Source organism: Ruegeria hyattellae, from assembly GCF_041537925.1.
Classification (GTDB): domain Bacteria; phylum Pseudomonadota; class Alphaproteobacteria; order Rhodobacterales; family Rhodobacteraceae; genus Ruegeria_C.
This window is the reverse complement of the sequence record NZ_JBGOSH010000014.1, coordinates 23,443-37,455: the sequence shown is the minus strand read 5'-3', so window position 1 is coordinate 37,455 and position 14,013 is coordinate 23,443. Positions and strand designations below refer to the sequence as shown.

Below are 14,013 nucleotides of genomic sequence, written 5' to 3'. Positions count from 1 at the left end.
TTTTTTGGACCAGATCGCGTGCCGATCAACGGGTCCAGACCTCGACCCGACGATTCACCTGACGGCCCCAGTCGCTGCCGTCACAGGCCATCGGCATCGCCTCGCCAAAGGCGTCGATGCTGATCTCCACCCGATCCAGATTAGCAGTTTCTGCAGCCGCAATCACCGCGTCGCGCACCGCCTGTGCCCGGCGCAGGGCTATATTCTGATTGCTGGTGACCGGACCGACCCCATCGGAAAACCCGACAAAGACCAGCTTGCGCGCATCATATGCCCCGATCTCCAACGCCTGCGCCAGTTGCTGGATATTCGAGCGGGATTGCGCATCGGGGCGAGATGATCCGGCTTCAAACCGGAACGAGGTGGTGAGCCGCGCCAGCGGTGACAGGACTTGCGTCAACCGTTGCAACTCGGACAGTGGCAACTCGTCCCCTGCCGATGCGATGGCATTGGCAAGCCGCGCGCCCTGCGCATCCATCTCCACCAATTCCGGTACCTGGTCGACGAACCCGGCCTCGCGAATGACCAACTGCGCCGACGGGCCACGCGTATAGGCTAGAAACTCGCGTGCGACCTTCGGCAGGCGGCGGGCGGGGATGTAGAGAAACATGGGCGAGTTGAGCGGATAATCTTCGGTTTTGATCGACCGCCGGTTGGCTGCGATCGAATACCCGCAGTCACCGCTCAGGGTCAGGGGACGGGCATTGCCGATCTCGGCAAAGCTCGCCACACCCAGTGCAAAGGGATCTGCCTCGACCGCGCGGGTCAGGCGGCTACCGCGTTGGTGCCGCGCCGCATCCCCCGTCGCCGCGGTGCCGACGGGCTTAAGGATGCGATCCTCGACTGCTTGCGCCAGACCAGATCCCTCCCCCGGCAAATGCACCGAAATCGGCGCATTCGGCCCGCCCAACTCTGCCCAGTTGGTCATTACGCCGGACAGAACCAGCGCCAGATCATCGACCGACATGCTACGCACAGGGTTGTCTGGCGCGACGATGGGCACCATGGCATCAAGACTCAGAACGCGGCTGTGGTTGGGATGTGTCATGTCGCCAAGGCCGGCCTCACGGGCGCGTTCACGCTCCTGGGGTCGGATCTCGCGCAGCGCCATGGCGACATCTGCGTGTCCGCTCAGCAGTGCATCGATGCCCTGATCGGTGGTCGAGATATCGAAGCGGAACCTTGCGGCGGGCAGGGTATGACCCGGCTGCTGCAACGCATAGACGAAGCCGCCACCGGGCAAGGGCAAGCGTTGGGTCACGTAACCATTGCCCTGAGCGAAGCCTTCAAGCAGGGCGGGCAGCAGCACCTCGGCCATGGACGAGGATCCGGCCAGCGTGATCTCGGCCACAAAATCGGTCAGCTTGGGGCAGGCGGGTCCGTCGCAGCTGACGCCCGAGGCATCGACCGTCAATTCTCCGAACCTGGTATCGACCCGATAAAACTCGCCATCATAGCCCAGTAGGTCACCGGTGACCGCCACCGCACCGTCGCGCGAGGTGAGTGTCACATCCTGCGCCAGCCCGGGCAGCGCCATGCCGGAAACGAAAAGCGCGGCAAAAACCGCCGCACGGAGCCAATTCATGAGGAACCTGATTTGCCTACGGATTATTTTCCGGCGATCTTCAGGTCTTCGACAAGATTATTCAACACCAGAAAGTCACCGGTCGCGTCGCAGCTTGGCATTGACAGGGTCAGGTCGCGCATCCGCAAACTGCGGTTTGCGCGCAGCTCCAGCGACTGCGCGGCGATGTCGCGGTCGCAATTGGCGGCGGTGACTTCGGCCTCGATCGTCAGCGATATTGCGTCCGAGCGCGCCAGCTGGTCGCGTGGAACGCTGTAGATTTCGGCCACACGAGAGGTGCTGTTGCCCAGCTTGCCAAGGCGGACGACATCACCATATGCGCTGTCATTGGCGGTGACCGGGGTCACCCCATTGTCGCTTTTGGCGTTGATCTGCAGGCCGGATTCGCCGCCCCACTGGATTGCCACACGCTCGAATTCCAGCAACTCGTCCACTTCGGCACGGGCGACCGCACCGGCGCCGTTTTCAAACTCGATGATGAACACCGCCTGCTCCGACAGCGCCGGGATCGTGACATCAAGCGCGCCTTTGCCGTCGGTGGTGTCGGTAAAGAACAGGCCACTGTGATGCACTGTTACCCGTTGGTTCGGAAAGCACGATGCCTCAACCGAAAGCGCGACGCGGGCCAGCGGCAACACCGATGAAGCGACAGTGACGTTGCATCCAAGCTCCGGGTGCATCGGGTCGCCTGGCGGTACAGGCAGCGAAAGCTCGCGCGCTGCGACTGCGCCATCTGTCACATGTTCCAGCGTCGGTTGAGCCAGACGAGTGGGCACTGGCAGGCCGGGCAAGGCCGAGGTCAGCTTGATATCGCGGACCTCAAGCATGGCATATTCATCAATGTCCGCGCGCGCAAATGGGGCCAGAACGCGCTGTTGCAACCCAGACGGATGCCGGATGATGGACGCATATTGCGAAGGCGCGTCGCGCTGCATGAAATATCCGATCGCCAGTGCGCAGAACGCCGTTCCGCCGACTGTCAGTAGGTTGCGTGTCCGAATCATCACCGACTCCCCCGGCTTTGTTCGGATTAACTTTCGTTAAAAAAGGCGGCCAGTTTGTGGCCGCCCTTGGGAGTCATTTTGTCCGAATAAGGGCAGTGCCCTCAGGTCAGCCGCCCGTGGCAATGTTTGAACTTCTTGCCAGAGCCGCAGGGACAGCGATCATTGCGCGAGGGTTTGCCCCAGGTTTCGGGGTCGTCTTCGACAAAACCGGGAGCTGCCTGAGCGCCGCCATCCGCCGCCTGATCCGCGCCCGCCATTGCGGGTTCTTTCGCTTCGGCGTTCTGTTGTGGTGCCTCGCCCGCTGCCGCGCTCTGCATCTGGGCCTGCTGGGCGGTCATCTGGGCCAGCATCTCGCGCTGTTCCTCTTCGCTCAGCGGACGGACCCGCGCCAATTGCTGGGTCACCGTTTCGCGCAGGCTGTCGAGCATCCCCTCGAACAGCTGGAAGCTTTCGTTCTTGTATTCATTGAGCGGGTCGCGCTGCGCATATCCCCGGAACCCAACGACCGAGCGCAGATGTTCCAGAGTCAGCAGATGCTCGCGCCAGTTGCCGTCGATGGTTTGCAGCAGCACCTGCTTTTCGATGTTGCGCATGTTCTCGGGGCCGAAATCGACCGCCTTCTTTGCCATGTTCTCATCGGCGGCCTTGATCAGGCGTTCGCGGATCTGTTCGTCATCGACGCCCTCTTCATCGGCCCAGTCGATGATCGGCAGGTCGAGACCCAGCTTTTCGATCACGGCTGCGTAAAGACCCTGTGTGTCCCACTGATCGGCATAGGATTTCGGCGGCATGTACTGGTCGATAATGTCGTCGATCACCTGCTCGCGCATGTCCGACACGATCTCGGACAGGTCTTCGGCGGCCATGATCTCGCGCCGCTGGCTGAACACAACCTTGCGCTGGTCGTTCATCACGTCGTCGAATTTCAGAACGTTCTTGCGCATGTCGAAATTGCGACCCTCGACCTTGGCCTGCGCGCGTTCCAGCGATTTGTTGACCCAGGGGTGAATGATCGCCTCGCCCTCTTTCATGCCCAGCGTTCTGAGCACCTTTTCCAGACGTTCCGAGCCAAAGATGCGCATCAGGTCGTCTTCGAGGCTGAGGTAGAACACGGTGCGGCCAGGGTCACCCTGACGGCCTGAGCGGCCGCGCAGCTGGTTGTCGATGCGGCGGCTTTCGTGGCGTTCCGAGGCCATTACGAACAGCCCGCCCGCCTCTAGCACCTTCTTTTTCTCTTCCGCGTGCTTGGCCTCTTCGGCGGCGCGCAGCTCGGCAGGATCGGCTTCGGGGTTTTCGGCCAATGCGGCCAGCACTTTCATCTCGACATTGCCGCCCAGCTGAATGTCGGTGCCGCGACCGGCCATGTTGGTGGCGATGGTGACCGCGCCCAGATGTCCCGCCTCGGCGACGATCTGCGCCTCTTTTTCATGCTGGCGGGCGTTCAGGACGTTGTGCTTGATGCCTTCTTCGGTCAGCAACTGGCTGAGCATTTCGGACTTTTCGATCGAGGTGGTGCCAACCAGGACCGGCTGACCTTTTTCGTTGGCTACCCGGATTTCCTTGATCATCGCGCCGTATTTCTCGCCCGTGGTGCGATAGACCTGATCGTCCTCGTCCACCCGTGCGATCGGCTTGTTGGTGGGCACCTCGACCACGCCCAGACCGTAGATTTCGGCAAATTCCTCGGCCTCGGTCAATGCGGTACCGGTCATGCCGCCCAGCTTGTTGTACAGCCGGAAGTAGTTCTGGAAGGTGACGCTGGCCAGGGTGACGTTTTCGGGCTGGATCGGCGCGCCTTCCTTGGCTTCGATGGCCTGATGCAGCCCGTCCGACAGGCGGCGGCCCGGCATCATCCGACCGGTGAATTCGTCGATCAGCACAACCTGCCCGTCACGAACGATATAGTCCTTGTCCTTCTGGAACAACTTATGTGCCCGCAGGCCCTGGTTGACGTGATGCACGATGGTTGTGCTTTCGGGATCATAAAGCGACTGAGCCTCATCCAGCAGGTCTCGCGCCTTGAGCTGGGTTTCCAGGAACTCGTTGCCCTCGTCTGTGAAGGTCACGTTCCGAGTTTTTTCGTCCAGTTCAAAGTGACTATCGTCCAAGGTTGGGATCACCGTGTCGATGGTCAGGTACAGGTCCGAGCGGTCTTGCGCCGGGCCCGAGATGATCAGCGGTGTCCGTGCCTCATCGATCAGGATCGAGTCGACCTCATCCACGATGGCGAAGTTGTGATGTTTCTGGAACAGCTGGTCCAGTTCCGCTTTCATGTTGTCGCGCAGATAGTCGAAGCCCAGCTCGTTATTGGTGGCATAGGTGATGTCACAGCCATAGGCGGCGCGTTTCTCATCCTCGGGCATGCCGGTCCAGATCACGCCGGTGGTCATGCCCAGCGCGCTGAACACCTTGCCCATCCATTCGGCGTCACGCTTGGCGAGGTATTCGTTCACCGTCACCACATGCACGCCCTTGCCGGTCAGCGCGTTCAGATAGGCCGGGAAGGTGGCAACCAGCGTCTTGCCTTCGCCGGTTTTCATTTCGGCAATGTTGCCCTGATGCAGGAAGGCGCCGCCCATCAACTGTACGTCAAAGGCGCGCAGGCCAAGCGCCCGCTTGGCGGCTTCGCGCACATTGGCAAAGGCCTCGGGCAGCAGGTCGTCAAGGCTTTCGCCGTCCAGGGCACGCTTGCGCAGGTCCTCGGTCTTGTCCTTCAGCCCGTCATCAGACAGTTTTTCGAACTCTTCTTCCTGCGCGTTGATCTTTGCGATCAGCGGGCGGGTCGCCTTGATCTTGCGGTCATTCGGCGTTCCGAACACCTTTTTGGTGAGCGTTCCCAGTCCCAGCATGTTCACTCCAGCGGATCTATTCTTATCGAGGTTGCGACAGGCTTGCCCGCCCTGCGCGCAACCCATAGATACGGGGGGTGAAGGCGGCCCTGTCCAAGGCTTCAAAGCGATGTAAGCGGCAGGTCTAAGAGTGTCAACGCCGCGCCCTGTCGTGGTCTGAATATAGGATGAATACATGCCCAAAGGCTTCACTTTTCTGCCAGCTTTGGCCCTTGCGGCGGTGATGGCGCTGCCTGCGACTGCACAAAACCAGCCCGATGCCGATACTGTTGTCGCAACTGTCAACGGCGAAGACATCACGCTGGGCCATCTGATCCTGGCGCGGGCCGCGCTGCCCCAGCAATACCAGCAGGTCGAGGATCAGGTGCTGTATGACGCCATTCTCGATCAACTAATCCAGCAGAACCTGCTGCGCGAGGCGCTGGGCGACGAGATGCCGCGCCAGATCGCGCTGACGCTGGAAAACGAGAAACGCTCGCTGCTGGCCGCCACCATGATCGACCGGCTAACCGCAGAGGCGGTGACCGACGAGGCGCTGCAGGCGGCCTATGACGCACAGTTCAATGATTGGGCCGGTGCCGATGAATATGACGCCGCCCACATCCTGGTCGAAACCGAGGATGAGGCCAAGGCGATCAAAGGTGAGCTGGACGAGGGGGCAGATTTTGCGGAAACCGCGAAAGAGAAATCCACCGGGCCTTCGGGCCCCAATGGCGGTGCGCTTGGCTGGTTCGGGCCGGGCCAGATGGTGCCCGAGTTCGAACAGGCAGTGATGGCGCTGGAACCCGGCCAGGTCTCGGACCCGGTGAAGACGCAGTTCGGCTGGCATCTGATCAACCTGAAAGACAAGCGCAAATCCCAGGCCCCTGCGCTGGACGATGTGCGCGGCGATCTGGCGCAGCAGATCCAACGCGAGGTGATCGAGGCGAAAGTGGCGGAGCTGACCCAGTCCGCAACAGTGGAACGCCCCGAGGTCGAAGGCCTGACACCCGAGATGCTCAAGCAGCTCGACCTCGTGCAGGAGTAAGCGCTTTGGCGACAATCACCAAGGTTTCGCCGCTGGCGCCCGCGCGTTTTCCAGACCTGCCGCGGCTTGGCGGCGTGCGCTTTGCCACCGCCGCGGCGGGCGTCAAATATGCCGGGCGCACTGATGTGATGCTGGCGGTTCTCGATGCGGGCACGTCGGTCGCGGGTGTTTTCACCCGCTCCTCGACGCGCGCGGCTCCGGTGCTGGACTGTCAGCAGAAACTGGGTGGGGGAAGCTCTGGCCCCGCCGCGATCCTTGTGAATTCGGGCAATGCCAATGCGTTTACCGGCCAATACGGGCAGGCCTCGGTCGCCGAGGTGACCAAGGCGGTGGCCGAGACAACCGGAGTACCTGAGCAGCGCGTCTTCACCGCTTCGACGGGGGTTATTGGCGAGCCGTTGCCCCATGACCGAATCGTGTCGCAGATAAACGACCTGAACGCGGGCCTGTCGGGCGACGCTATCGAAGATGCCGCGCGGGCGATCATGACCACCGACACTTTCGCAAAAGGAGCAAGCGCGCAAGTCGAGGTCGATGGCAAGACGGTGTCCATCGCCGGTATGGCCAAGGGATCGGGCATGATTGCGCCCGATATGGCGACGATGCTGGTCTATATCTTCACCGATGCGGGCTATGATCAGGCGGCGTTGCAAAGCGCGGTTTCGGCCATGGCGGATCGAACGTTCAACTGCATCACGGTCGACAGCGACACTTCGACTTCGGACAGCCTGCTGGTCTGCGCTACCGGTGCTGCGGGCGTGGATGCGACAGGCGTTGCCCGGTTTGATGCAGCACTTGAGCAGGTGATGCGCGAGTTGGCGCATCTGGTGGTGCGGGACGGCGAAGGCGCGACCAAATTCATCGAAATCCGCGTCACCGGCGCTGTTTCGGATGCAGAGGCCAAGACCCATGGCCTGTCGGTGGCCAATTCTCCGCTAGTCAAAACCGCCATCGCCGGAGAGGACGCCAATTGGGGCCGGGTGGTGATGGCGATCGGCAAATCGGGGGCCACGGCGGACCGGGACATGCTGAGCATCTCGTTCGGGGATATTTTGGTGGCGGAAAAGGGCTGGGTCAGCCCGGATTACCGCGAAGAAGACGCCGCCGCCTATATGAAGGCGCAAGATCTGGTGATCGCCATCGATCTGGGGCTGGGCGCGGGCAAGGCCACGGTCTGGACTTGCGATCTGACCCACGGATATATCGAGATCAACGCGGATTACCGGTCGTGAAACCGGAGCACGCCCCGCAAAAAGTGGAACCCGGTTTTGCGTCCGGGATTGTGACAATGAATATTGTACTTGTCTCGGCCGTTGCGCTGATTGATCCCGATGGCCGGGTGCTGTTGGCGCAACGCCCCGAGGGAAAATCCATGGCCGGGCTATGGGAGTTTCCGGGTGGCAAGGTCGAACCAGGTGAAACGCCCGAAATGGCGCTGATCCGCGAACTGGAAGAAGAACTGGGCATCAACACCTGGAAATCCTGCCTTGCGCCGCTCACTTTCGCGAGCCACGGCTATGATGACTTTCACCTTCTCATGCCGTTGTTTGCCTGCCGGAAATGGGAGGGCATCCCGCAATCCAATGAAGGCCAGAGGTTGAAATGGGTCCGTCCGAATGACCTGCGCGACTATCCGATGCCGCCTGCTGATATTCCGCTCATTCCGATCCTGAGAGATTGGCTGTGATCTGACCACCCGCGTCTTTTGGTTGCATTCCGATCCCAGCTTCTCTCGACATTTCGTCGCGGAATAGACTCCACACGCTACATGTGGGACGTTAGCGCGCGCTCCGTTTGGCAACCTGACGCTAAACAGTGTCCATTTGCGGTTTTTTCGTGTATAGTGAATTCATCCAAATGGCAATTTGGGAGGATGTCACGTGCTACGTACAATTACGATTGGTACGTGTGTGTTCGTACAGGGCACATATGTGCGCGCGCTTGCCGATGGACGTATCGAAGTGAAGATCGGCAAGAAGCATTTTGCTGGACGTCCGGTCAAGGCTGCGGCCTGACGAAACGGCACACCGCCACTCACATGACTAGGGGTTGGCCCATCGGCCAACCCCTTTTGTTTCAACACGTCGGGACAGGTCAGTCCAGCGTGCGAGTGACTTCTTCGCGCTCGAAGATCTCGATGACGTCGCCCTTGCGAATATCGTCGTAGTTCTCGAACGCCATACCGCATTCCTGACCCGACTGAACCTCGGCCACTTCGTCCTTGAAGCGTTTGAGCGTCTTCAGCGTGCCTTCGTGGATCACCACGTTGTCGCGCAGCAGTCGCACACCGGCCGAACGACGGGCGACACCTTCGGTGACCAGACAGCCCGCAACCTTGCCGACATTAGAGACCTTGAATACGTCCTTGATCTCGGCATAGCCGATGAAGTTTTCCTTGATCTCGGCGCTCAGCAGACCTGAAGCGGCGGCTTTGACGTCGTCCACAAGATCATAGATCACCGAGTAATACCGGATCTCGACACCTTTCTGGTTCGCCGTGTTCCGCGCCGAGGTATTGGCCCGCACGTTGAAGCCCATGACGGGCGCGCCCGAGGCTTCGGCCAGACCGATATCGGTTTCAGTAATGGCACCGACGCCGGAATGCAGCACGCGCACGCGCACTTCGTCATTGCCGATCTTTTCCATCGCCTGAACGATGGCCTCGGCCGAACCCTGCACATCCGCCTTGACCAGAATCGGCAGCTCGGAGACGCTTTCGTCTTCCTTGGCCTTCTGCATCAACTGTTCAAGCGTGGTCGCGGCACCGGCGGCGGCGCGTTTGTCCTTGGCGGCCTGTTCGCGGTAATCCGCGATCTCGCGGGCCTGCGCTTCGGTCGAGGTCACGTTCAGAACGTCCCCGGCCTCGGGTGTCCCGTTAAGGCCAAGAACCTCCACCGGAACCGATGGCCCGGCTTCTTTCACCCGGTCGCCCTTGTCGTTGATAAGCGCACGGACCTTGCCATATTGCTCACCCACAACAAAGATGTCGCCCTGACGCAATGTGCCTTTCTGAACCAGAACGGTCGCGACGGGGCCACGGCCCACATCCAGCTGCGCCTCGATCACTGCGCCTTGGGCGGCGCGGTCGGAATTGGCCTTCAGCTCCAGAATCTCGGCCTGCAGCGCGATCGCTTCAAGCAACTCGTCCAGACCCTGACCGGTGATGGCGGACACTTCGACGTCCTGAACCTCACCCGACATCTTTTCGACGATCACCTCATGCTGCAGCAGGTCAGTGCGCACTTTGTCTGGGTTGGCGTCGGGTTTGTCGACTTTATTGATCGCCACGATCATCGGTACTTCGGCCGCCTTGGCGTGATTGATGGCCTCGATGGTCTGTGGCATGACCGCGTCATCGGCCGCCACTACAAGCACAACGATATCTGTCACCTGTGCCCCGCGCGACCGCATCGAGGTAAAGGCCGCGTGGCCCGGTGTATCGAGGAAGGTCAGCGTGGCACCACCATCGGTTTTGACCTGATAGGCACCGATATGCTGGGTGATGCCGCCCGCTTCGCCGGCAACAACCTTGGCGTCGCGGATCGCATCTAGCAGCGAGGTCTTGCCGTGGTCGACATGGCCCATGATGGTGATGACCGCAGGGCGCGGTTCCAGATCGTCGTCCTTGTCCTCGATATCGGCGATGACATCTTCGACATCGGCATCGGACACACGTACAACGTTATGGCCGAATTCCTCAATGATCAGTTCGGCAGTGTCTGCGTCGATCGATTGGTTCTGAGTGACCATCATGCCCATGTTCATGAGCGATTTGACCACGTCTCCGACCCGTTCGGCCATGCGGTTGGCCAGTTCGGACACAACGATGGTTTCCGGCACCTGCACGTCGCGAATCACCTTTTCACGCTCGACCGAGCCGCCCATGGCTTTTTGCCGGGCGCGTTCCTGCTTGCGCTTCATCGCGGCCAGCGATTTCTGCCGGTTGCCTTCGCCACCCGACAGAGCCTGGTTCAGCGTCAGCTTGCCCGAGCGGCGGTTGTCGTCACGGCCCTTGCCGCGCGTCTGGCGCTGTTCGCGCTCGCGACGCGGGGCTTCGCTGGGCGCGGGTCGACCACCGGTGGGTGCGCTGCGCTGCTCCGGCTTGGGTGCCTCTTTGGCCGTGGCCGCTTCGGCCGCGGCGCGACGGGCGTTTTCCTCGGATTCCTTGCGTTGGCGCTCCTCGTCGGCGGCTTTTTGCTTGGCGCGCTCTTCGGCCTCGCGCTGCTCGCGTTCCTTCGCCTCGGCCTCGGCCCGGCGCCGCTCGCGATCTTCGGCGCGCGCTTTTTCTTCAGCGGCACGGCGCGCGGTTTCTTCGGCCTCGCGTGCCTTGGCGGCCTGGACCGCCTTCAGGCGGCGGGCCATCTCGGCATCAGAGATCCCGGCGGGGCGACGCGATGGATCACCCGACGGCGCAGAGGACCCGGCCCCGGGCTTTGACGCACCGGGCTTGGGGACCACAACGCGCTTGCGCTTGGTTTCCACCACGACATTCTTGGTCCGTCCGTGGCTGAAACTCTGTTTCACATTCCCCGAGCGGGGCGCCCCACGCAGACCCAATGTCTTTTTGCCGTCACTATCGCTCATCAAGCTTACTTACCCTTCCGTGCGGCCGTTGCCGCCGTCATCCGTTTCGCGCAAGCCACGCAGGCGCTGCGCTTCCTCTACAACACGTTTGGCGAGTCCACCAGAGGCCAGCGCCGCATGTATCATTGTTTGGCGACCAAATGCCATGCCCAATTCGTCCGCCGTGAGCCAGCCGATGTATTTACCGAAATGCGGCGTGCTCAATTTCGTCTTTCCGCGCGCCGATCCATCGCTGGCCTGAAGCAGAACCTGAGCCTCTTCCTTGTCGAGCCAGGTCTTGACCTTCTCAAAGCCCGCCACCGCATCACCCGACTTGCGTGCCAGGCTCAGCAGGTCGACGACGCGGCGCGACAATTGCCGTTCCAGTTCGTCGATCAGACCGTCCGGGACGCTGGCCTGCATCTTCAGGCCGCGGCTGAACAGCTTCTTGTCCACTGCTCGCTGCAGAGCCGCGCGGTCCGCCGCGACATAGACGCCCCGCCCCGGCAGCTTGCCCATCACATCGGGCACAACCGTGCCGTCCGGACCGGCAACAAAGCGGATGAGTCCATATTTAGGACGCACCTCACCCGTGGCGACGCATTTGCGTTCGGGACCGTCCGACCGGTCTTTTGAGGCGCCACCGCGGCTCATCAGGACCCCAACCGGGCCTGAGATCAGGCCCCGGCCTCCGCGCTGGTTTCTTCGCCTTCCTCAGACTCGACCTCTTCTTCGTCGGCCTCAAGTTCGGCCGGATCAACCCAGCCCAGCAGAACGCGTGCGGTCATCACCATGGATTGCGCTTCTTCGAGGCTCATGCCGAACGGTTCCAGAATGCCGTCATCCTTGACGCGCTCGCCATCAACCGTGGTCCAGCCGCCCGCCAGCTCCCAGTCGGCGCAAGTGGCAAAATCTTCCAGCGTCTTGACGTCGTCCTTGGCCAACGCCTCGATCATCTGGGGTGAGAGCCCCTCGAATTCAACCAGGCTGTCCTCGACACCCAGCGCGCGCGCGTTGTCCAGCGCCTGCTTGGCCTGCGCTTCCAGATAGTCGCGGGCGCGGGCCTGAAGTTCTTGTGCAGTGCCTTCGTCGACGCCATCGATGACCAGCAACTCGTCCAGTTCGACATAAGCGACTTCTTCGAGATTGCCAAAGCCTTCGGAGACCAGCAGCTGGGCAAAGAACTCGTCCAGATCCAGTGTTTCCATAAACAGGCTGGTGCGCGCCTCGAATTCCTTCTGGCGACGGGCCGATTCTTCGGCCTCGGTCATAATGTCGATATCAAGATTGGTCAGTTGGCTGGCCAGACGCACGTTCTGACCGCGGCGGCCAATGGCGAGGCTCAGTTGTTCCTCGGGCACGACAACTTCGATCTTGCCGGCTTCTTCGTCCAGAACGACCTTGCTGACCTCGGCGGGTTGCAATGCGTTCACCAGGAAGGTTGGCTGATCTTCGTTCCACGGGATGATGTCAATCTTTTCGCCCTGCAATTCGTTGACGACCGCCTGCACACGGCTGCCACGCATACCAACGCAGGCACCGACCGGATCGATCGAGCCGTCATAAGAGATCACGGCAATCTTGGCGCGCGACCCGGGGTCGCGGGCGACCGCCTTGATGTCGATAATGCCGTCATAGATTTCCGGCACTTCCATCTTGAACAGCTCGGCCATGAATTCCGGCGCGGTGCGCGACAGGAAGATCTGGTGCCCGCGCGGCTCGCGACGGACCTCTTTGATAAAGGCGCGCAGACGGTCATTAGGGCGATAGCTTTCGCGACCGATCTTGTCGTTGCGGCGCAGCACAGCCTCGCCACCTCCGATATCGACGATCACATTGCCGAACTCTTCGCGCTTGACCTGACCGTTGATGATGGTGCCGGCGCGGTCCTTGAATTCCTCGTACTGACGGTCGCGTTCGGCTTCGCGCACCTTCTGCAGGATCACCTGCTTGGCCGATTGTGCGGCGATGCGACCCATTTCGACCGGCGGCACCTCTTCGACGTACTGGTCACCCACGGCAGGGTTTTCCAAATATTGCTTGGCCTGTTCCATGGTGAACTCGGCCTGATAGTTCTCAAGCTCTTCATCCTCGACCACGGTGCGGACGCGGGTAAAGGTGGCCTTGCCGGTCTTGCGGTCGATGCTGACGCGGATATCCATCTCGGCGCCATAGCGGCTCTTGGCGGCGCGGGCGAGGCTTTCTTCCATCGCCTCGACCACCAGACCGGGATCGATCATCTTTTCCCGGGCCACGGCCTCGGCGGTTTGCAGCAGTTCCAGCTGGTTGGCTGAGGTGATTGCCATCAATTCGTCTCCTCTTCGGACCCTTGCTCGGGCACGATTTCGTCGCCCCGCAGGGGCGCGCCTTCAACTTCATCACCCCGCAGGGGCGCATCTTCAACTATCTCGTCGAATTGGTCTTCGTTCAGGTCTTCGGGCAGCGCGCCCGCCGCCTTGCGCTGGCGCAGCATTTCCTTGATCAGATCGTCGGTCAGCACCAGCTTGGCGTCGCTCAGCCAATCGAATTGCAACCCGATTGTGATCGTCTCACCATGCTCGGGAATGTTGATCAGTACCTCGTCGCCCTCGACCCCGGCAAGTTCACCCTTGAAGCGGCGACGGCCATCGATCAGTTCGGCGGTCTCAAGTTTAGCCTCATAGCCTTCGAACATGTCGAAATCTTTGAGCCGCGTCAGTGGGCGGTCGATTCCGGGGCTGGACACTTCAAGCGTATAAGCGTCCAGGATCGGGTCCTCGACATCCAGCGTGGCGCTGACTGCATTCGAGATCTCGGCGCAATCATCCACCTCGATGCCGCCATCGGATTTGTCAGCCATGATCTGCAACGTCGACTGCTTGCCGCTCATCAGACGGATGCGCACCAACTCGAACCCCAGATCCTCGATCACAGGGGTGACGATCTCGGCCAGTCTCCGGTCGATCGCTGCCTTTGCTATCAGGTCGTTGGTCATCTTGGTCCAAA

At 61.2% G+C, this 14,013-nt stretch carries 11 protein-coding genes; 4 read left to right on the top strand and 7 right to left on the bottom strand.

Features of this window, described 5'->3' with window-relative positions; translation table 11 throughout:
• Positions 1 to 25: 25 nt before the first annotated feature.
• From AB1E33_RS23940 to secA, 3 genes are all read right to left on the bottom strand, one after another.
• The gene (locus AB1E33_RS23940; protein WP_372579759.1) at positions 26 to 1,585 is read right to left on the bottom strand and encodes a substrate-binding domain-containing protein; all 1,560 of its coding nucleotides are present in this window, start codon (positions 1,583 to 1,585) and stop codon (positions 26 to 28) included.
• 23 nt (positions 1,586 to 1,608) lie between these two features.
• Positions 1,609 to 2,589: a hypothetical protein gene (locus AB1E33_RS23935; RefSeq protein ID WP_372579758.1), complete on the bottom strand. Its 981-nt coding sequence runs from the start codon at positions 2,587 to 2,589 to the stop codon at positions 1,609 to 1,611.
• Between the two features lie 101 nt (positions 2,590 to 2,690).
• A complete protein-coding gene (gene secA / locus AB1E33_RS23930) occupies positions 2,691 to 5,438 on the bottom strand; it encodes a preprotein translocase subunit SecA (protein ID WP_372579757.1) in 2,748 nt (915 codons plus the stop codon).
• Between the two features lie 175 nt (positions 5,439 to 5,613).
• Here secA and AB1E33_RS23925 point away from each other — a divergent pair, with 175 nt between their 5' ends.
• The 4 genes from AB1E33_RS23925 (at position 5,614) to AB1E33_RS23910 (ending at position 8,480) form a co-directional block, all read left to right on the top strand.
• On the top strand, positions 5,614 to 6,465 hold the full coding sequence (locus AB1E33_RS23925) for a peptidylprolyl isomerase (RefSeq protein ID WP_372579756.1): 852 nt from the start codon (positions 5,614 to 5,616) through the stop codon (positions 6,463 to 6,465).
• Positions 6,466 to 6,470: 5 nt separating this feature from the next.
• Positions 6,471 to 7,697 (top strand): bifunctional glutamate N-acetyltransferase/amino-acid acetyltransferase ArgJ, encoded by a 1,227-nt coding sequence (gene argJ / locus AB1E33_RS23920; RefSeq protein WP_372579755.1) that lies wholly within the window; start codon positions 6,471 to 6,473, stop codon positions 7,695 to 7,697.
• A 56-nt stretch (positions 7,698 to 7,753) separates the two neighbouring features.
• Positions 7,754 to 8,152: a (deoxy)nucleoside triphosphate pyrophosphohydrolase gene (locus AB1E33_RS23915; RefSeq protein ID WP_372579754.1), complete on the top strand. Its 399-nt coding sequence runs from the start codon at positions 7,754 to 7,756 to the stop codon at positions 8,150 to 8,152.
• Between the two features lie 193 nt (positions 8,153 to 8,345).
• Positions 8,346 to 8,480 (top strand): hypothetical protein, encoded by a 135-nt coding sequence (locus AB1E33_RS23910; RefSeq protein ID WP_372579753.1) that lies wholly within the window; start codon positions 8,346 to 8,348, stop codon positions 8,478 to 8,480.
• Positions 8,481 to 8,559: 79 nt separating this feature from the next.
• On the opposite strand, the gene infB is transcribed toward AB1E33_RS23910, so the two are convergent.
• From infB to rimP, 4 genes are read right to left on the bottom strand one after another with little or no spacing between them, the layout of a single operon-like run.
• A complete protein-coding gene (gene infB, locus AB1E33_RS23905; RefSeq protein WP_372579752.1) occupies positions 8,560 to 11,049 on the bottom strand; it encodes a translation initiation factor IF-2 in 2,490 nt (829 codons plus the stop codon).
• Between the two features lie 9 nt (positions 11,050 to 11,058).
• Complete coding sequence (locus tag AB1E33_RS23900) at positions 11,059 to 11,682, bottom strand: RNA-binding protein (RefSeq protein ID WP_372579751.1); 624 nt, start codon at positions 11,680 to 11,682, stop codon at positions 11,059 to 11,061.
• A gap of 23 nt (positions 11,683 to 11,705) precedes the next feature.
• Positions 11,706 to 13,334 (bottom strand): transcription termination factor NusA, encoded by a 1,629-nt coding sequence (nusA, locus tag AB1E33_RS23895; protein WP_372579750.1) that lies wholly within the window; start codon positions 13,332 to 13,334, stop codon positions 11,706 to 11,708.
• Entirely contained in the window at positions 13,334 to 14,002 is a 669-nt protein-coding gene (gene rimP, locus AB1E33_RS23890) for a ribosome maturation factor RimP (RefSeq protein WP_372579749.1), read from the bottom strand. The genes nusA and rimP overlap by 1 nt, the downstream gene beginning before the upstream one ends.
• Positions 14,003 to 14,013 lie beyond the last annotated feature (11 nt).

Coding starts and splice junctions, on each gene's coding strand:
- AB1E33_RS23940 (WP_372579759.1), bottom strand. CDS start 1,585: ATGAATTGGCTCCGTGCGGCGGTTTTTGCCGCGCTTTTCGTTTCCGGC.
- AB1E33_RS23935 (WP_372579758.1), bottom strand. CDS start 2,589: ATGATTCGGACACGCAACCTACTGACAGTCGGCGGAACGGCGTTCTGC.
- secA (WP_372579757.1), bottom strand. CDS start 5,438: ATGCTGGGACTGGGAACGCTCACCAAAAAGGTGTTCGGAACGCCGAAT.
- AB1E33_RS23925 (WP_372579756.1), top strand. CDS start 5,614: ATGCCCAAAGGCTTCACTTTTCTGCCAGCTTTGGCCCTTGCGGCGGTG.
- AB1E33_RS23915 (WP_372579754.1), top strand. CDS start 7,754: ATGAATATTGTACTTGTCTCGGCCGTTGCGCTGATTGATCCCGATGGC.
- infB (WP_372579752.1), bottom strand. CDS start 11,049: ATGAGCGATAGTGACGGCAAAAAGACATTGGGTCTGCGTGGGGCGCCC.
- AB1E33_RS23900 (WP_372579751.1), bottom strand. CDS start 11,682: ATGAGCCGCGGTGGCGCCTCAAAAGACCGGTCGGACGGTCCCGAACGC.
- nusA (WP_372579750.1), bottom strand. CDS start 13,334: ATGGCAATCACCTCAGCCAACCAGCTGGAACTGCTGCAAACCGCCGAG.
- rimP (WP_372579749.1), bottom strand. CDS start 14,002: ATGACCAACGACCTGATAGCAAAGGCAGCGATCGACCGGAGACTGGCC.